At 57.6% G+C, this 18,168-nt stretch carries 14 protein-coding genes and 1 pseudogene; 8 read left to right on the forward strand and 7 right to left on the reverse strand.

The annotated features are described in order from the left end of the window. Positions 1-33: 33 nt before the first annotated feature. The 5 genes from OK142_RS18245 (at position 34) to OK142_RS18265 (ending at position 5,137) form a co-directional block, all read left to right on the forward strand. Positions 34-1,161 carry an ABC transporter substrate-binding protein gene (locus OK142_RS18245; protein WP_498684406.1) on the forward strand — a complete coding sequence of 376 codons (1,128 nt, stop codon included), beginning with the start codon at positions 34-36 and terminating at the stop codon, positions 1,159-1,161. A gap of 24 nt (positions 1,162-1,185) precedes the next feature. After that, positions 1,186-2,322 (forward strand): ABC transporter substrate-binding protein, encoded by a 1,137-nt coding sequence (locus tag OK142_RS18250; protein ID WP_498684408.1) that lies wholly within the window; start codon positions 1,186-1,188, stop codon positions 2,320-2,322. Positions 2,323-2,395: 73 nt separating this feature from the next. Continuing rightward, the gene (locus tag OK142_RS18255) at positions 2,396-3,484 is read left to right on the forward strand and encodes an ABC transporter substrate-binding protein (protein ID WP_498684459.1); all 1,089 of its coding nucleotides are present in this window, start codon (positions 2,396-2,398) and stop codon (positions 3,482-3,484) included. A gap of 59 nt (positions 3,485-3,543) precedes the next feature. Beyond that, positions 3,544-4,461 (forward strand): inositol monophosphatase family protein, encoded by a 918-nt coding sequence (locus tag OK142_RS18260; protein WP_498684410.1) that lies wholly within the window; start codon positions 3,544-3,546, stop codon positions 4,459-4,461. Positions 4,462-4,510: 49 nt separating this feature from the next. Beyond that, positions 4,511-5,137 carry a dual specificity protein phosphatase family protein gene (locus OK142_RS18265; protein WP_035226912.1) on the forward strand — a complete coding sequence of 209 codons (627 nt, stop codon included), beginning with the start codon at positions 4,511-4,513 and terminating at the stop codon, positions 5,135-5,137. Between the two features lie 226 nt (positions 5,138-5,363). On the opposite strand, the pseudogene OK142_RS18270 reads toward OK142_RS18265, so the two are convergent. Continuing rightward, positions 5,364-6,476, reverse strand: a pseudogene (locus OK142_RS18270) (hemolysin family protein); the annotation flags it as partial. Positions 6,477-6,843: 367 nt separating this feature from the next. Further along, complete coding sequence (locus OK142_RS18275; protein ID WP_498684412.1) at positions 6,844-7,332, reverse strand: helix-turn-helix transcriptional regulator; 489 nt, start codon at positions 7,330-7,332, stop codon at positions 6,844-6,846. A gap of 662 nt (positions 7,333-7,994) precedes the next feature. Between OK142_RS18275 and OK142_RS18280 the strand changes: the two genes are divergently transcribed. From OK142_RS18280 to OK142_RS18290, 3 genes are read left to right on the forward strand one after another with little or no spacing between them, the layout of a single operon-like run. Then, positions 7,995-8,411 carry a DUF2442 domain-containing protein gene (locus OK142_RS18280; RefSeq protein ID WP_498684416.1) on the forward strand — a complete coding sequence of 139 codons (417 nt, stop codon included), beginning with the start codon at positions 7,995-7,997 and terminating at the stop codon, positions 8,409-8,411. Continuing rightward, complete coding sequence (locus OK142_RS18285) at positions 8,408-9,274, forward strand: metallophosphoesterase (protein WP_498684418.1); 867 nt, start codon at positions 8,408-8,410, stop codon at positions 9,272-9,274. Before OK142_RS18280 ends, OK142_RS18285 begins: the two co-directional genes overlap by 4 nt. Before the next feature lie 31 nt (positions 9,275-9,305). Further along, entirely contained in the window at positions 9,306-10,469 is a 1,164-nt protein-coding gene (locus tag OK142_RS18290) for a hypothetical protein (RefSeq protein ID WP_498684420.1), read from the forward strand. 763 nt (positions 10,470-11,232) lie between these two features. On the opposite strand, the gene OK142_RS18295 is transcribed toward OK142_RS18290, so the two are convergent. From OK142_RS18295 to OK142_RS18315, 5 genes are all read right to left on the reverse strand, one after another. Continuing rightward, positions 11,233-12,114, reverse strand: a complete 882-nt coding sequence (locus OK142_RS18295) for an AraC family transcriptional regulator (protein WP_498684421.1) — start codon at positions 12,112-12,114, stop codon at positions 11,233-11,235. Between the two features lie 156 nt (positions 12,115-12,270). After that, entirely contained in the window at positions 12,271-13,917 is a 1,647-nt protein-coding gene (tnpC, locus tag OK142_RS18300) for an IS66 family transposase (RefSeq protein ID WP_498684423.1), read from the reverse strand. A 45-nt stretch (positions 13,918-13,962) separates the two neighbouring features. Further along, positions 13,963-14,310: an IS66 family insertion sequence element accessory protein TnpB gene (gene tnpB, locus OK142_RS18305; protein WP_173995491.1), complete on the reverse strand. Its 348-nt coding sequence runs from the start codon at positions 14,308-14,310 to the stop codon at positions 13,963-13,965. After that, positions 14,307-14,717 carry an IS66-like element accessory protein TnpA gene (tnpA, locus tag OK142_RS18310; RefSeq protein WP_173995492.1) on the reverse strand — a complete coding sequence of 137 codons (411 nt, stop codon included), beginning with the start codon at positions 14,715-14,717 and terminating at the stop codon, positions 14,307-14,309. Before tnpA ends, tnpB begins: the two co-directional genes overlap by 4 nt. Before the next feature lie 82 nt (positions 14,718-14,799). Further along, positions 14,800-17,889, reverse strand: a complete 3,090-nt coding sequence (locus tag OK142_RS18315; RefSeq protein ID WP_498684424.1) for a hypothetical protein — start codon at positions 17,887-17,889, stop codon at positions 14,800-14,802. Positions 17,890-18,168: the final 279 nt, after the last annotated feature.

The following is an 18,168-nucleotide window of genomic DNA, read 5'->3' on the forward strand; positions in this document are numbered from 1 at the left end:
AGACTGACAATCGCTTGCTGAAGGAGGAGCAGTATGAAGCGGAAAATGACGGGCGGCCTTTGCCGTCTCCTGTGTGCAACGGCAATTGCCGCAACGCTTGGCGGCGTGGCGAAGGCGGGGGAGCCTTTCGACCTCAATGCCCTGATCGAGGCTGCCAAAAAGGAAAAGCCGATCACCGTCTATGACAGCACGGGCAAGATCGTGGAAATGGCGAAGAACTTCGCCGCAAAATATGGCGTGGGCGCAGAGGGCGCGAAGGTAAAGGCGTCCGCGCAGCTGGAAATGGTCATTCGCGAGGCGCGGGCCAACAATATTCAGGGTGACGTCTCGATCATCAGCGATGCGCCGGCGGCGATGGCACAGCTTATTCCAATGGGTTTTGTCGAGAGCTGGTTGCCGCCGGATCTCGCCGGCAATATTCCGCCGGAATATCAGGATCCGCTCACCGTCGTCACAAGCGCTAACGTCTGGGCCTACAATACCGAGCTTTTCGACAAATGCCCCGTTTCCAACATCTGGGAACTGACCGACCCGAAGTGGAAGGGCAAGGTGGCGATGCAGGATCCGCTCGGCAAGGCATCCTATGTCGACTGGTTCAACCAGATGGCAGCGCATGGCGATGGCGAGGTGAAGGCGGCCTATAAGGCGCTTTACGGCAAGGAACTCGAGACCGCAGAGACAAGCGCGACGGCGGCCTGGGTGAAGGCGCTGGCCGCCAACGCGCCGCTTCTGACCGATGCCGATGCGGCGGCGGCCGAGGCCGTTGGTACGCCCGGCCAGAAGGCGCCCTTCATGGGCCTCATCAGCTCGGCGAAGTTCCGAGACAATGCCGACAAGGGCATGAAACTCGGCCTCTGCAAGGAGCTGAAGCCGTGGATCGGCTGGCTTTATCCGGGCGTCGGCCTGATCACCAAGGGCACGAACAGCCCGAATGCGGCAAAGCTCTTCATTCACTACGTCATGACCGCGGAAGGCATCGCGCCACAGGCGATCGACGGCAAGATGTCCACCAACAAAGACGTGAAACTGCCCGCCGACGAGCCTTCCGGCATTGGCGCCGTGCTTGATCGCGTTCTGCCCTACAGCATGGCCACCAGCCTTGAAGACTGGGACGCGCGCGAAACCTGGCAGGACTTCTGGCGCGTGAACTACAAAAAGTAACGGGGGAACGACGCAGTGACTATCATGACCAAGAACCGATATGGCGGCGAGCGGCGGCGGATGGCCGCCTCCGCACTCAGCCTCTTCTTCTCGCTTTCGCTTGGCGGCGCTGCCCATGCGCAGGACGCCTTTAATCTCGATGCGCTTATCGACGCTGCGAAGAAAGAAAAACCGATTACCGTCTACGCGGTGACCGGCAAGATCGTCGATACCGCTCAGGCCTTCACCGCCAAATATGGCGTGCAGGCGAGCGGCAAGAAAGTGAACGAGGCAACGCAGGTCGAGCTGATGATCCGCGAACATCGTGCCGGCAATGTCGTCGGCGATGTCAGCGTCGCAACGGATGTCGCCTCCGCGATGGGGGAACTTCTGCCGGAAGGCATTGCCACCAGCTGGTCACCGCCGGATATGGAAAGCGATATTCCGCAAAAGCTGCGCGACCCGCTCGTTGTCGTCTCGGATCCGCATGTCTGGACCTATAATACCGAGAAATACGACAAATGCCCGGTCACCAACATCTGGCAACTGACGGAGCCGCGTTGGAAGGGCAAGCTTGCCATGCTCGATCTTTTCGACAAGCCGCTTTACGCCGACTGGTTCAACCAGATCGAAACCCATCACGATGCCGATGTCGCCAAGGCTTATGAGGACCTTTACGGCAAGAAGCTGGAAACGGGTGAAAAAAGCGCGACGGCCGCCTGGGTGAAGGCATTTGCCGAAAACGCTCCCCTACTGACGGATTCGAGCACGGTTGCCGATGCGGCGGGCGCTCCGGGGCAGACCGATCCCTTTTTCGTCATTACCTCGGCGGCGAAGTATCGTGACAATGAGGCCAAGGGGCTGAAGCTCGGTCTTTGCAGCGGGGTCAAGCCGTTTTCCGGCTTCCTCTATCCCGGCTTCGGCCTGATTGCCGGGCAGACCAAAAGCCCGAATGCGGCAAAGCTCTTCCTGCATTACCTGATGACGCAAGAGGGCATCGCGCCACAGACGGTGGACGGCAAGATTTCCGGCAACACGAAAATCGCCTTGCCGGCGGATGAACCCTCGAAGGTTGCCGATCATCTCGACGAGCTGATGGCTTTCGATGCTGCAACGGCGGCCGACGATCTCGACAAGCGTGAGGGCTGGCAGGATTTCTGGCGTGTGAACTACAAAAAATAACGGCAGGGCGGGCGCGAGCCTGCCTCGCCTTTTCCTTGGGATGGGAACGATGAGAAGAAGCAGATTTTTATCGATGACGGCGATAGCGACTGTCGTTGCAGGCTTATCCGCAATGAGTGCCACGGCCGAAGAAGCCTTCGATCTCGATGCGATTTTGGCGGCCGCGAAGCAGGAAAAGCCGATCAATATCTACGACAGCACCGGCAAGATCGTGGAGATGGCCGACAAGTTCAGCGCCAAATACGGGCTGAAGGCGACGGGCGTGAAGGTGTCCGCCAACAGCCAGCTGGAGATGATCATCCGCGAAAGCCAGTCCGGCAACGTGCAGGGCGATGTGGTGCTTATCACCGATGCGCCATCGGCGCTCGCGCAGCTTCTGCCGGCGGGTTTTGTTGAGAATTATCTGCCGGGCGACATGGTGGCGAAGATCCCGGCGCAGTTCCAGAACCCGCTGGCAATTTCCACCAACGCTAATGTCTGGGCCTATAATACGGAAGCCTATGACAAATGCCCGGTGAGCAACATCTGGGAACTGACCGAGCCGAAGTGGAAAGGCAAGGTCGCCATGGTCGATCCCTTGAGCAAGAGCACCTATACGGACTGGTTCAACCAGCTCGAAGCCCATGGCAATGAAAAGGTGGCGGCCGCCTACAAGGCGCATTTCGGCAAGGATATCGACAAGGACGCCGCGGCAGCCTGGATCAAGGCGCTGGCGCAGAACGGCCCGCTTGCCACCGATGGTGACGACCCCGTGGCGGAGGCCGTTGGTGCGCCCGGCCAGAAGCAACCCTTCTTCGGCCTGCTCAGCTCGGCCAAGTTCCGCGACAATGCCGACAAGGGCTACAAGCTTGGCCTCTGCACCGGTCTCGATCCATGGGTTGGCTGGACCTACATCAAGCTTGGGCTGATCGCGTCGAAGACCAAAAGCCCGAACATGGCGAAGCTTTTCGTCCATTACGTCCTGACGGAAGAGGGCATCGCCCCGCAGATGAAGGACGGCAAGCTGCCGACCAACATCGACATCAAGATGCCGGCTGACGAGCCTTCGGGACTGATGAAGGTTGCCGACAGGCTGATGGGGTATGATTCCGCCACTGGCCTCAACGATTTCGATCGTCGCGAGGAATGGCAGGATATTTGGCGCGTCAATTACAGGAAATGATCCCGGTCGGCGCGGCCCCTGCCGCGCCGGTCCCTCCCTTGAGAACGAACAGACTGGATATGCCGATGCAAAGCCCTTCTTCGACCGAACATAAACCTGAAAACGAGGAGGCGCTTTCCCGCTCGGCGCGGCTGATGAAAATAGCCGAGGCGGCGGCGCGTGCCGTGCGCGATCCGCTGCTGGCGGCATTCCGATCGGACATGGCCGTCGACTACAAGGTCGATCTCCACGATATCGTCACCATTCACGACAAACGCGCCGAAGCTGCGATCCGCGCCGTCATTCTCGAACGGGAACCCAATTCGGCGATCATGGGTGAAGAGGGCGGCCAGATCGGCAGCGGCGAGGTGCAATGGTATGTCGATCCCATCGACGGCACGGCGAATTTCGCACGCGGCCTTGCCTTCTGGTGCGTATCGATTGCCGCCGTCATCGACGGTAAGGCCGTTGCCGGCGTGGTCTATGATCCCGCGGCGGACCAGATGTTTTCCGCCAATCTTGAGGCTTCCTATCTGGACGGAGACAAGCTGCGCTCCCGCAGTGTTGCAGACGAGACCCGGGCGACCTTGATCACAGGTTATCCTGTCTCGCGTGATTTCCGGCTGGATGGGCGGGAAGCGGCGCTCGCCAATTTCGGCGCTCTTGTCGAGACCTTCTCGACATTGCGCCGGCCTGGCAGCGCCGCGCTCAGCATCGCCCATGTTGCGGCGGGCTGGACGGATGCGGCTACCGGTTTCGGCGTCAATGCCTGGGATGTGGCCGCCGCCATTCTCATTCTGAAGAATGCGGGAGGAACCTATGAGCCGCTGACGCTCGGCAAGGTGGCGGAGGGTTCTGCCGATTTTCTCTGCCCCGGTTATATCGCCACGGGCGAGGGGGCGAATTACCCGACATTGCAGCGGGTGGCGCGGTCCATATCCGCAAGCCGCATCGCCAAAGCAGCGATCCGGCAAAGCCAGACGGCTGCCAACGCCTGAACAAGCAAAGACATGACGGCGGCCACATCGGCGCCGATGGAGACATGACATGCCGCAACCGGAAAAGACCCTATCCCGAGAACAGGAAACCGGCGAGTTGCCGAAGCTCAGTCGCATCTATGAGCGGCATCCGCTTTATGGCGTCGATCTCTTCATTTCGGGCAAGGAAGGCGCCAGTGATCTCAAGCTTCTGCGCGATAACGGCATCACCACCGTCGTCAATTGCGCCGTCAATCTGGATTTCAATTTCGTGGAACAGCCGCAGATCGTTTCCGATCATGAGGGCAGCATCTATGGACCCGGCGAAATCCGCTATTACAAGATCGGCCTGATCGATGGCGATGGAAATCCCGATACCCAGATGGTTGCGGCCCACTACATCCTGCGGGCGGCGCTGGAGCAGATCCTGCCGGACAAGCCGTCTTATCCCCGGCGGGAGCGCGGCAACGTGCTGATCAATTGCCGCGGCGGCCGTTCGCGCTCCGTCGCCGTCGTTGCGCTCTTTCTGCACCTGACGTTGCCGGTGGAATTCCCGACGCTCGACGATGCCATCAGCTTTGTTCGCGTGAAGCGCGAATTGCCGGAAAACGAATGGTACAAGGCGCCGAAGCCCGTGCTTGCGGATGCCGCCCGCCGTGCCGCCGGGTGGATTACCATGATCGATGCCGCGCATTAAAGATGGCGGCGACTGCTGATTAGGTTTCGCAGGACTCATGCGTTTGGCAAAGCCGTAGCATCCGCACCCCGTCACCCCGGACTAGATCCGGGGTCCAGTGCGATCAAGTCCTTGATCGCAAAAGACTTGTTTCTCACGGCGCAGACGCGCCGTGACTGGATGCCGGGTCAAGCCCGGCATGACGGAAGAGAGATTTTCCTCGATCTGAGTTCCGGGTTCCCCCGGCTCACGCCTCATGAAGCGCATTGTTCCACGCCCGGACTTTCTCGATGTTCCTGTCGGAACGGGAAACGATCTCGAATTCGAACCCGTCTCCGGCAACACGCTCGCCGACCTCCGGAAGGCGATTGAGACGCCACAGGATGTAGCCCGCGACGGTGGAATAACGGTCGGCATCGTCCACAAGGTCGATGTCGAGAAGGTAGGATGCCCTTCTGACATCGACGGCGCCGTCGATAAGCCAGGAACCGTCTTCGGCCTTTTCCGAAATCAGCAGTTCCTCGCCTTCGTCCGGGAATTCGCCGGCGATCGCCTCGAGAATATCCGTCGGGGTGGTGATCCCCTGAAGCGTGCCATATTCATCGATGATGACGGCCATCTGCAGCGGCGATTTGCGCAGCTGTTCCATGACCTGCAAGGCGGTGGCGCTCTCGTGTACGACAAGCGGCTGCCGCAGAGAGCTTTCGAGGTTCAGTCTTCCATCCCGCAGAAGATCGCGCAGCAGGTCCTTCGTGGCGGCGACGCCGAGGAAGGAGTCCAGTCTGCCCTGGGCAAGCATCAGACGGGAATGGTCGAGTTCGAGCAGGCGGTTTCTCAGAGTGTCGGGATCGGCATCGACATCCAGCCAGTCTATTTCCGTCCGTGGCGTCATGATCGAAACGACAGGGCGTTCGGCAAGCGTCAGCACGCCGCGGATCATGTCTTTTTCCTCGGATTTGAACAGATCGCTACGGGTCGCCTGTTCCGCGATAAGATCGGCGGTCTCGCCAAGGGGCTGTTCACCGACCCGGCCGCCCAGAAGCCGCAGGATGGCGTCGGAGGTCCGCTCGCGCATGTCGCCGGCGGTGATGCGCCTTTCGCGGTTGCGCCTGCCGAGCTGGTTTGCCGCCTCGATCAGCACGGAAAAGCCGATGGCCGCATAGAGATAACCCTTGGGCAGGTGGAAACCGAAGCCTTCGACGATCAGGCTGAAGCCGATCATCAGGAGAAAACCAAGGCAGAGAATGACCACGGTTGGATGTTTCGACACGAAGGTCATCAGCGGTTTCGATGCCGCCATCATCACGGCCATGGCCACGCAGACGGCGGTGATCATCACCCAGAGATTATTGACCATGCCTTTTCCCCCCCTCCAATCCTGTAGTCCACAGACACACAGGTATCCATCCGTGTCACGGTATTATGACGCAGCCAACTAAGCTTTCAGTTATCTAAGCTGCCCAATATCCCCGGGGGTGAGGGGCAGGCAGCCCCGGTTTAAACAAAAAAGTGCGCGTAGCGCTCAATCGGCGCAGCCGCGGCCAAAAAATTGGAAAAATGCTCGAGGCGTTGAACCGGCGAAGAATTTGTTGCATTAAGCGTATGTTTTTGCTAAGTTTATCTCACGGGAAACAGGGATGTGACCCGTGGCGGATTAGAACTAGATGCTCGTATTGCAACCATTTGTCCTGTTGAACTCGCGGTGTCGAGAGGCGTTCGCGACCTTTTTAGAGCCCGGTGCGCTGAAGTGTGACTTCGTCGACTAAGGGGTACTCAGCTTTCCACCTCACTCCCACGCCGAAATACTGGCCAGTTATTGGATCGCCCCATCCAGTAAATTCGACGCCAGCACGTTCGTAGAAACTCAAGAGTGTTTGGTGAGATTCCGCCCAGTTTTTGCCAGACTCGAGACTTTTCACCGTAGCCCTGCTCAAGCCCGCCATTTCCGCGATTTCTTCCTGCCCTTTGTTCAGCAACGCTCGCGCAGCACGGAAAGAGACCCGAGAGTCTTCGGCATGAAACTTCTCTTTCGCAGCTTTGCTAGCATCGGGTGAATTAGGCGCAGTCCATCTGGCACCAGCGCGAGTGATTGCTTTCCCTATAAAGGCCTCGCCAAGAAGTTCGATCCCCTTCGAGGCGTAGAAGTCCACCAATTCGAGATTCGCATTGGCGCGAGAGGCGCTGGTTTCGACGGTCGTGAGGTATCTATGCGGCACACCAGCGCTCTCCGCCGCCCGCCGCTGCGGGAGGTTCAAAAGCGCGCGTGCGACCCGAAGTGCGTCGGGTGGGGCAGGTATCCTCATTCACTCGAAAAAAAGGTCTCCAAGAAAATTGTCAATAAATACCTCATGGGGCCTTTTAATGAGACTAATGGAGTCTATAAGAATCCAATAGCCCTAAAAAAAGAGGGCAATGATTCGAGGGTCTATATGCAACACGATGATTCGGCCTCTTGCGCATGGTTTGGAGCGTCACGGGCGATGCTCATTGAGAAGCTACGGCGTCTCGCTGACGACCTCGAGAACATTGATCAGGAGCCAGCTGGGATATCGCCGCAAGTCGCCATGACCAGTTGGGCTTTGGGAAGACGAACGGCTCCCTGCCTTATCGGCCGCCCTGTGGGACACCCGAACATCTCAGACGGAAGACCAGCGTACTCGAGCCAGCTCTTTTATCTCGATATGAAACGCGGCGTCGCGAGAACAATGTCTCGTTGGTACAGCCTCGGAACACGCGTCGACGCCGAGTACTGGGATGAGAGATTCAGGGAGAAAGTTGGCCCGTTCGGAGACATGCATTGATGGACATCGATGGATTTCTTGAGTTTCTAAACGAGCCTGACCCACGCGAAGCTCCCTATCAGCGCGACGGGACTTAGATGATGGCAAAGCGCTCGAGAAGGCTGACACATCGCGGCGGCAAGTCCGGACCGGACCGAGAAAAATCCCTGGGATCGGCTCTTGACGAAATTGGCTTCCAGCCGCCCGGATGCCGCATTGTGATCGGAGGGGCCAGGACCGATGAACCGAGATTGCAACGCCCGACCGCAAGCGCGGCCCGTTATGATCAGACCGCAGGACAGATCGTCGTCGAGTTCGACAACGGCTCGACCTTCACGGTTCCGGCCCGGTCGTTGCAGGGCCTGGTCGATGTGCCCGAGGGCGACATTGCCGAGGTCCAGGTGATCGGTGGCACGGGGCTTCATTGGAAGCGGCTCGGTGTGGATCACGAGATCGCCCTCCTGGTGAGCGGCATTTTCGGCACGCCGGAGTTCATGAGGGGAGAACACCCATGAAGCTCTGGATCATCAGCGACCTCCATCTCGAATTTGGAGAGCCTTTTTTGCGGACTCTGCCCGAGGGCGTCGACGTCATTGTTTGTGCTGGCGACGTTGCGATCAAAGGCATTGTTCCGGGCCTTCGTTGGTTGGCCAAGACTTTCGCGCGGCACATTCCGGTGGTCGCCGTTGCAGGCAATCACGACTTTTATGGAGCCTCTCTGGAGGAGAGCGTCAGAGATGCGCGCGAATACGCCTCCGCCCTTCCAAACCTTCATTTTCTCGAGAACGATTGTTGTGAGATTGGCGGTGTCAGGTTCGTCGGCGGGACCTTGTGGACGGATTTCAGGGTCTTTGGCCGAAATCCCGCCGTTGCGATGTCGTACGCCCTGCATGGAATGAATGACTTCAAGAAAATCAAGCTGTCAAAGAGACCGTTTCGCAAATTCAGACCGCTCGACGCCTACCAGAAGCACATCGAAACCCGCAATTTCATCGATGCTGAGCTTCGGGAGCATGCAGAAATAAAGACGACGGTTGTCGTCACCCATCATGCCCCATCGCCACGTTCGATCGACCTGGCCTTTCGGCACGATCCACTCAGCGCCTGTTATGCTTCGGACATGGAAGATTTGCTCCGCGAGGTCGGGCCCAGCCTATGGGTGCACGGCCACCTGCATCACCGAAACGACTATGTGCTCGGCAACACCAGGATCGTCTCGAATGCGCGCGGCTATCCGCAGGAGGCGACCGGGTTCGATCCAAATTTGGTGGTCGAGGTTGCGCCGAATCCGGCACCAAAAGGCGAAATTGTAGACGCCGCGTTGCCCATCCTTGACCGCGCGCCCGACGCCGATCCCGACCCGGGTGACGAATTGTAGATCAACAACCACCTCGAGCGTCGGAGTTCGCATGTCCCATCCACCACCGCGCAATGTTCGCTACGACAGACGGGCCGGAACAGTCGTTGTCGAATTCGCCAACGCCACTTCCTTCGTTGTTCCGGCTCGCTCGTTGCGGGGACTGGCGAGCGCCTCCGAAAGGGAAATTGCTGAAGTCGGGTTGCTGGGCGACACACGACTTTATTGGAAGACCCTAGAGGTCGTTTTTGAGCTCGGCGATCTGATGGAAGGTCTTCTCGACCGTCCGGTTTTCATGCCGCGTCTCGCGAAAACCGCGGAAGACGAGCGGGGCGGAACAATCGAGCCGCCGACGGTTGAGTGGCTTGGACCGGTCATCGAGTTCCTCTCGGGGAATCTCCCAGGCAGTCGCGAATCCGGATGGGAACATCATTTCGTGACCGCCTATCAGATCGCTTGCGAGACGCTTGTCGCGCTGGGCCAGGCGGACGAGACCACTGATGGAGCGGTGCCGCGCGAAAACCCCGTGGTACCCGCTATCCTGCCCCGCTGCGACGATGTGGCGGTTGTGGTCCTCTTTCTCGCGGCTCAGAACGGGCTGATCACTTTTCTGTCGTCCGAAGACATCAGCCAACAGCAACCGCTCGGAGCGGGTAACGAAAGTCTCCATCAGCCGCCCGGGTACGAGAAGTGGGCCGCCTACGCCAATCCGGCGGTTGCGTCACTCCTGCGCTTGCTGGGCCTGCTAGATGGAAACGACTGGAGCGCGGCGTCCGAAACCATTTTTTGGCGGGATAACCCCGTGGAGTGGCGGATCGATTTCACAGAGGATTCTCGTTTCCTTGATGCAGTCAACGATGCATGCGAGCAGATGCCGGACCGTATTCGAACGGAGATTGAACGTTTGGCTTTGATTGCCGACGAAGACATCGCGGTGTACTTGACGGGGAATAGCGACCAGGACGAGGGAGCTTCAAAAGTATCGGTGCTGAGGATGCCGGCGAAAACACACGAGGAGGTGAGGGCCACCATACTCTGGATAAGACGGTATGACTTCGATGAGCTGTTCTACAAGTTCTGGCGGATCGACGAAGGCTGGCTGACCGAGGACGAGGCAAAGCGGACATTGGAAATTTTCAACGATGCGCTCGCCATTGCAGTGAGGAAGGCCGTGGCCGCTCGGCTCTATCCGCACTACCCGCATTTGGCTGAGTGACGGCCATGAATCCAACAGCTCGTTCACTCTGGCAAATTGCTCACCCTACACTCGATTAACATCAGCCAGGAACGATGGTAGGAACGGGCATAGGTCCCAGTCGACCCGAGCCGCGGAGTGTTATGCGTCCAGGTCTCTTCTTTTCGGCACTTGTGCAGGCTGGGCTTCAGCACGACAAGGCCATTTCTGTTGCGACCAATAGAGGGGACGGCGTCCTGGCGTAATGGAGCCCACTCCTACGGTGGACTTGGAGCTATAGTTGCGGAACTTTCCGTCTCGCGACAAAGGCGCTGCAGCTGGGAACGATGAGGCGGCCTTTCTCGCTGCCGGCGAGAATCGGAGGGAGCGGCTACGGCCAACCAACGGCATTATCGACACGTTGGCGGGTGAGCGTGATGCCGTTGGAGAGTCCCGGTTCCGGGCGTAGGAAGGGCGCGCTGGCTTTTGAAGCTGATGAGGGTGAAGCCGGTGAATGTGCCGAATCCTGTGTGGCTGCTTGCGACCTACGAGGTGGCATCGATAGAACAAGGAGCGATAGGCCGATCTTATTAGAGATGTCAGCTCCCCGCCAGCAATCGAGTTCTGATGAACATATTCGAAATTTGATGTTGCTACGTAACTATCCGGTGAAGGCCGCTACGGTTTCGCCTGATGGAATGCCCACGTTTAGCGAACGCGCTGTTTAGCCGGATCGGGAGTTTCGGGTTGAAAGCTGCTTGTCCGCCGCCGTGGACAGAAACGGACAAGCCGCCACAGAGGTTCGCTATTTCAGCGGCAGGAAGAGCTCTGCCACCGCCGCATGTTCAGGTGCTTCGGGAAAGAATGTGAGACGCTGGCAGTACAGGGGGAAATCCCTCGCTTCCTCGCCACTGGCCGGCAGCCAATCGCGATAGAGGTAAAGCGCGGCAGGCTCCAGATCATCAGTATTGCCGACGACTTTCAGCACGGCGCAACGGCCGCCGGGGATCATGCCCGCCTCGATATGCTCTCCATTCGTCTTGATCGGCTGATCAGTGCTGACACAAAGGTCCAGTCGATACTCGTCCGGAGACGTCACCCGCGGATCGGAATGGAAGATGTTGAAAGTCAAACTGGTCTTCGGATTCAGGCCAGTGGCTTTGCGCCATGCTATGAAACGTTTGATCGTGTCGCCGATCCTTGCCGGATCACCTCGGTGTTTCATGATCGCGACAGGGGTCGGAGACACCTCGCGGATTTCGATGTCATTTGCTGCAAATGTCCTTTGCATAAGCTTACTCCTTGCTTGGTTGAGAGGCCCGAGGGCGGCAAGCCACGGTTCCCAATCGGGAGATTTCCTGAACTGCGAAGGCGACTGGCTGAACCGTTGCCGAAATGCGCGGGCAAAGGCGTCAGGAGCTTCGTAGCCGGCATCCATCGCTATCTCGGTCACGCTGTCTACGTCCCTGTAGGCCAGCCTGTAGGATGCCCGCTTCATGCGGACGAGTTGGATATAGCGATGCACAGACAGCCCAAAGGCCGCCGCGAACTGCCGATGGAAATGAAACTTGGAGAAGGCGGCCACGCAGCTCAACTCGTCCAGGTCCATATTGCGGTCGAGATGCTGATCAATGTGATCTAGGACCCGTTGCATCCGGGCATGGTAGTTTCGAAGCGTCGTCGTCATTATCCTGTCCTTGCCGTGGCAGGACCAAATAGCCCCGCACAAGTGCTGTGCGCTCGACCGATCTTGCGGATTATCAGGCTTGGCTGCTCAGCAATAGCGTCGGCCTATGAGGTAGCCATCCGGCAGGGGGTGTCGGCATCCACTGTGGAGCGCAGATTATGCCGCCTGAGCGTTCAGCGTCTTCGGTATCCAATTCCACGGTAGCAATTGCTCCAGCCTGCTGATCGGCGTGTCCGCAATGTTGGCGAGGACGTCGGCGAGCCAGGCCTGCGGGTCGATGTCATTGAGCTTGGCGCTCATGATCAGTGTCGCCATGAACGCCGCACGTTCAGCACCACGATCCGATCCGGCACACAGCCATGACTTCCTGCCGAGTGCAAAGCCTCTGAGCGCTCGTTCGGCAGCATTGTTCGTCAGGCAAATCCGGCCGTCATCGAGGAATGACGTAAAGCCATCCCATCGCTTGAGCATGTAATCTATCGCCTCGGCGACGGGAGAACTGCGCGAAAGCTTTGCCCGCTCGGTTTGGAGCCAGCCATGTAGTTCTTCGACGAGCGGCTGGCTGTCCTTGCTTCGGTGCTCCAGTCGTTGCTCGGCGCTAAGGCCGTTGATCTCGCGTTCGATGTCGAACAGAGCGTCGATCCGTTTGACGGCCTCCAGCGCCATCGGCGCAGCTTTGCTGCCACGTTTGGCGTTCGCGGCGATGTCGGCCAGCACGAAGAACTTGCGGCGTGAATGTGCCCAGCAGAGTGCTTGGCGCAAAGGCGCGGGATCGCGATCTACCTTGAACAGCGGATTGTAGCCGCCATAGGCATCCGCCTGCAAAATGCCGGAGAAGGTCTTCAGGTGGCGTTCGGGATGCTCCTGTCGCCGGTCTCGCGATGCGTAGAACAAAGCCGCAGGCGGTGACAGCCCGCCAAACGGCCGGTCATCCCGGACATAGGTCCAGATGCGGCCCGTATCGGTCTTTCCCTTCGCCAGGATCGGCACGGTCGTGTCGTCGCCATGCAGTCGCTCGGCGGCCAGGACATGGGCCTCGATCAACGAATGGATTGGCTTCAGGGCCGCGGCACACGCGCCGACCTGATCGGCAAGCGTCGACAGGCTGAGGTCGATCCCCTCGCGGGCATAGCGCTCGCTCTGACGGTTCAGCGGCTGATGCTGGGCGAACTTCTCGAACAGGATCATAGCCAGAAGGTTCGGACCGGCAAAGCCGCGCGGCGTCACATGGAAGGGTGCTGGCGGTTGGGTGATCTTCGCGCATTCGCGGCAGGAGAACTTCTCCCGCACGGTCTGAATGACCTTCCACTGACGCGGGATGACCTCCAGCGTCTCTGTGATATCCTCACCGAGCTTCGACAGCTTGGCCGAGCCGCAGCAGAAACAGTTTGTTGGGGCAGCAATGACGACACGTTCGCGTGGCAGATGCTCGGGAAACGGCTTGCGTGAAGGACGCTTGCGCTCGAAGGCCCTGACGGTCGAGCCCTTGGCAACCATCTCCGCCGCGAGTTCGTCTTCGCCTGCATCAGCTTCGAGTTCTTCGAGTTGCAGTTCCATCTGTTCGAGAAGCCGCGCTTTGCGCTCCGAGCGACTGCCATAGAGCTCGCGGCGGACCTTCTCGATCTCCAGCTTCAGCCGCGCGATCAGCGCCTCGGAGTGCGATACGAGCGCCTTTGCGCTTGCGGCTTCCGCCTTGGCAGTCGCCGCTTCTACCTCGGCAGCAACACGCAGGGCACGCTCCGCCGCCAGGGCCGCAAGTGCGCTGGCAAGGTCGTCGGGAAGCTGTTCGGCCGTATCGTTCATGGACTGATGGAATCATATTCGACCCCGTCATTCCAGCGTTTTTGCTCATCCGGCTGAGGTCGGTCGCCAGGTTTTTTGTGGCATCCGCCAGTCGATCCCCTCCAGCAAATACCCGAGCTGCCCAGGGGTAATCACGACCGAGCCGTCGGTCGCCGACGGCCATATGAAGCGTCCCCGTTCCAGCTTCTTCGTGAACAGGCATGCTCCCTGGCCATCATGCCAGATGACCTTGATTAGGCCACCGCCACGACCGCGGAAGACGAACAGATGCCCGCACATCGGATCGCGCTTCAGCGTCTCTTGCACCATTAGCGATAGACCGGGAAAGCCTTTGCGCATGTCCGTATGGCCGGTTGCCAACCAGACCTTCACACCAGCAGGAACAGGGATCATCGTCGCCCCAGCACACAATCGAGAATACGGCCAAGTGCCTCCGTGTCGATGTCGCTGTCCACACGGACACGACGACCGCGGCCCAGCTCAATCGTCACATCGCTACGCTTCCGGCGGGACTGCGATGGGGCTGGCGCTTCTAAGGCGGCGGGCTGGGCTGCCGGCGCGGCCTCCGACACGATCACGGGCACCAAGGTGTTCGCCACCTGAAGTGACGGCTCCTCGATCCGGCAGAGTTCCTTGCGCCACCGAAAGAGCTGGCTCACATGGATGCCGGCCGCACGGGCAATCTCGGAAAGAACCGCACCAGGCTCAAGGCAGGCTGCAACGAGCCGCTCTTTGTCCTCGCGAGACCAGCGCCGCCGGCGCTCCACAGACGTGATGACTTCAATCGGATGCTTGGTCATAGGACTACTCCTAGTGTTTGCACTAGGACTTCCAATGTTCGCATCAACCTCGCAAGACGGCCCTCACCGGGGGCTTACGTTGCTACTGACTCAATTGACGTACTTGCTTCAACAACTCCAGCTCGCGAAGCGCGCTATCCACAGGGGAGGTAACAGCGCCTAGTGGCACCCCATTTATGGTCCTAGCTCGCCCTTGGAGTCTGCTCAGTTGAAGCGACAATCGCTGGAGCGCATCGCCGAGGGAAACTCCGCGAAGGAGGACGGTGTCCAATTGATCGGGCTGGTACAGCGAAAGTCTCCAACTCATTTCGTTGAAAAAAGCATCAACTTCGGGAATGCCTCCTGAGTTTAGCAACCGAAGCGCCATGAGTTGTCGAAAGCATCTTAGGACATCGGAACGCTTCTTGCCCAAGTCGCCAACCTTGGACATTTCGATCAATGTTCGTTCGGACTTTCGATGCTCTTCGGCGACAAGCTCGCGAACATAAGCAAGGTTCATTGCCTCGTTCGAATTCGGTTCAGCAGTCGCGAAATAGTAGTCCAGCTTGCCAGCCGCTGGCCCTATAGAGGTGTCGTATTTCGGCAAACCCGGCCATACACGAAAACCTGGAAATAGGCGGGTGAGGACGGGATACAAACCAGACTGGGGATTTAACTGGTTATGCGGAAGCTGCGATCGAAACGAGAGTTTTGCAGAGCCGACTTTCATACCCTGTGCTTGAACAGGGCGTTGATGGTCTATGACCACGAAGCGAACATCGACCGTGAGGCTAACGTTAAACACATACACATGTTTATCCGGTCCTCTTAGAGTTCTATACGCCGACGCGCCACTATAGTTCTCGACGCATAACTCTACTGTAAAACGGCCAGGATTCAGGCGCTCCAGCCAAAGCGCTGGTCTGGGAATCAGGGTAAGCACCGACGAGTCCAGCTTCAACCCATTGCCGTTTAACAAGTTTAAGTCGGGCGTAAATGACGCTTGGCCAATTTCGCGATCTTGAGGTGAAGGAAGGGTAAGCGTCTTTTTCATGTCGCTACACGCCCGCAGCATCGCTGTAGCCGCGGTGTAGAAGCCTTTGGACACATCCTGATTGAAAGCTCCTCTTCCCGGTACAGCCCTCCGGTTTGATGATGTGTTGACAATCTCCGCGTTGCGCCTTTGATCGATCTCCCTGCGAGAGGTTTCTTGCCGGTAGGCGCGTCCACTTTCAATGTCGTCGACGGAGACATGCTCCTCCGGGAGAGGTTGATCTGGGCCGACCCAAGGGGATACGACTCTATTCATTTGAGTAGACAATGTCTCCAAATACGTCTCAGAAGCCGAAACATATTGGCGCAAAATTTCGATAATAAATGATGTGTCTAAATGGTATTTATTCTGATTTACAATCCGTGACGCAAATAATGTTTGATAGAAATACTGTATTTCTTTTCCCTTTACGAGGACGGAATCAATGCTGTCTACGGAAGAGGCTTTGAATGTCGCGGGATACTTTTCTAACAGTTGCGCAGTTAAGTTTGCTCCCCAGAGCCAAGCCTGGGGATTGGCCACGGTAGAATTGCCTTTGAACTTCAGATTCGCATAGACGGGAGTGACCCGAGCGAGGGCCAGTGCGGTATCAGACGCTTTAGACAGGCTGCTTTCGAGATCGGACATGCTTGTGGCGACGCTTACGTCATCACTTGACCACCTAACTGCCATGAGTTGAGCATTAATTAAGCAGCGACGTAGGAGCTGCTCATCTGCTGGGTTGGAGGCATCTAACGGAACGCTAAGACATTCTGACCACAACGCTTCTTGTTGCCGTTTGGCGTAGGCGTCCATCACCGCGCGAAGCTCCTCGCGCGTTTGTTGAACAGCCGCATATAGTCGGACGAGCTCTTGCGTTTGCCCTTGTTCATAGAGTTTGATCGCTTCTAACAACGAAGTTTGCTGTGCGAACCCTCTTGCCAACCCGGCGTCTATTGCATTGAAACTGATGGCCATTTCCATTCGGAATTCATCAATTTGTTCCGATAGCTGTTTCAAAGCCACAAGAATTGTGCTGATACCGTCCTGACTGTTGTCCCCGGATTGAAACATAGAAATTGCGACGGCGGCCAGCGTGAAGTACCCGCCCATGTAGGTCATCGGGTTCCCAGCTGCCTTCGATATGGCATAAATGGCCTCCGCGGCCCGCTCTGTAGCCTGAATTGCTTGGATTTGCCGCTTTGGAGCGCCTATCAGTCGTGCGAATACATCTAACCCAGCGAAGCCGACGTTTATCGCACGTATAGCATTTTGATTTTCACGGAGGGCGACCTCCGCGGCTTTAGTTTTTTCGACGTCTTCAGAATTTTGTGCAGCTCGAAATTTCTGAAGCAGCTCACGGTTCTGCTTTTCCAACTTAGATACTTTAAAGATACGATCAGCGATCTTTTTATCGAGGTTGCCGATAGCCTCTTCGGAGTTTTTTACACGGTGCTCGACTACCTGCAGATCATTCTCGTTTACAAACGCCTTGTATTCTGGCGTTTCCTTCAATTTTTCGAGGGACTGGATGTCTGCGTATTTTACTAGGGTTGCCTTCATTTCGGTGGCGAGTATTGGGGCGCTTTTTTGATAATCAAAAGAACGTCTTGCAATTGCGAATACGGCCTCGTTGCCGTAATCGTAGAGCGTCGCAGGTTGCTGAAGCGCGATACCATTGAGGTAGTCAGCGCCTAATGCGGAGCCACCGGCCAAGGTGTTACGAAGCAGAAGGCTCGCCCCCGCACTATAATACGTCGTGACACCAGTTAATGCGACTTTCGCGACCTTGCTCAGCGCTAAGTCACCGAAGGTGATACCAGCGATCTCGTCGTCTACTTTCTTCGAGTATTCCTCGAAAAACATCTCTTTAGTATATTTTAGACCAGCAGCCACATATTCAGGTGGCATTCTCGCTGGATCAAACCCTAAAAGTTTCATGGCGGAGGGTTTGTCCGTAGTGAATAACTGGTGCGCTGCCTCGAGCTTGACCATTTTGAATACGGCGCGTTTGGTACTTTCCTTTTCTGATCTGCCGTCAAGCACAACCCCGAGCGCGAAGGCATCGTCAAGCGCTACCTGGGCGGCAGCTCCCGAAAAGGAGAGACCCGCCAAAAGGATCGCGGCCAGCAGTGTGGTGATGCTTGTCAAATTGCTCACGAGCTGTTCCCCACGCAATGTTCAGTAGAATGTCACCCGGTCTGGCCGACGTCGCAAGCGATCGCAAGGGAAGGCTACCACTAACCTCGCCCGCGTGAAATAATGCATTGTTGGTAATCTATGGGATCAGGCTCCGCCTCACCGCTTCGATTGCGGCGTTGACAAGAAAGTACTCAAGAAAGCAAACAAAGCGGCATTATGGAGCAAGTGCCACAGGATTCCGATGAAGGCTGATGCTATCTCCTGAGGGTGCCTCGGAGTGTTGCGTATGGTGGAAGT

Origin of the sequence: Agrobacterium sp. BT-220-3, assembly GCF_025910175.1 — a bacterium.
GTDB classification, from domain to species: domain Bacteria; phylum Pseudomonadota; class Alphaproteobacteria; order Rhizobiales; family Rhizobiaceae; genus Agrobacterium; species Agrobacterium oryzihabitans.

Coding starts and splice junctions, on each gene's coding strand:
- OK142_RS18245 (WP_498684406.1), top strand. CDS start 34: ATGAAGCGGAAAATGACGGGCGGCCTTTGCCGTCTCCTGTGTGCAACG.
- OK142_RS18250 (WP_498684408.1), top strand. CDS start 1,186: ATGACCAAGAACCGATATGGCGGCGAGCGGCGGCGGATGGCCGCCTCC.
- OK142_RS18255 (WP_498684459.1), top strand. CDS start 2,396: ATGACGGCGATAGCGACTGTCGTTGCAGGCTTATCCGCAATGAGTGCC.
- OK142_RS18260 (WP_498684410.1), top strand. CDS start 3,544: ATGCCGATGCAAAGCCCTTCTTCGACCGAACATAAACCTGAAAACGAG.
- OK142_RS18265 (WP_035226912.1), top strand. CDS start 4,511: ATGCCGCAACCGGAAAAGACCCTATCCCGAGAACAGGAAACCGGCGAG.
- OK142_RS18280 (WP_498684416.1), top strand. CDS start 7,995: ATGATGGCAAAGCGCTCGAGAAGGCTGACACATCGCGGCGGCAAGTCC.
- OK142_RS18285 (WP_498684418.1), top strand. CDS start 8,408: ATGAAGCTCTGGATCATCAGCGACCTCCATCTCGAATTTGGAGAGCCT.
- OK142_RS18290 (WP_498684420.1), top strand. CDS start 9,306: ATGTCCCATCCACCACCGCGCAATGTTCGCTACGACAGACGGGCCGGA.
- OK142_RS18295 (WP_498684421.1), bottom strand. CDS start 12,114: ATGACGACGACGCTTCGAAACTACCATGCCCGGATGCAACGGGTCCTA.
- tnpC (WP_498684423.1), bottom strand. CDS start 13,917: ATGAACGATACGGCCGAACAGCTTCCCGACGACCTTGCCAGCGCACTT.
- tnpB (WP_173995491.1), bottom strand. CDS start 14,310: ATGATCCCTGTTCCTGCTGGTGTGAAGGTCTGGTTGGCAACCGGCCAT.
- tnpA (WP_173995492.1), bottom strand. CDS start 14,717: ATGACCAAGCATCCGATTGAAGTCATCACGTCTGTGGAGCGCCGGCGG.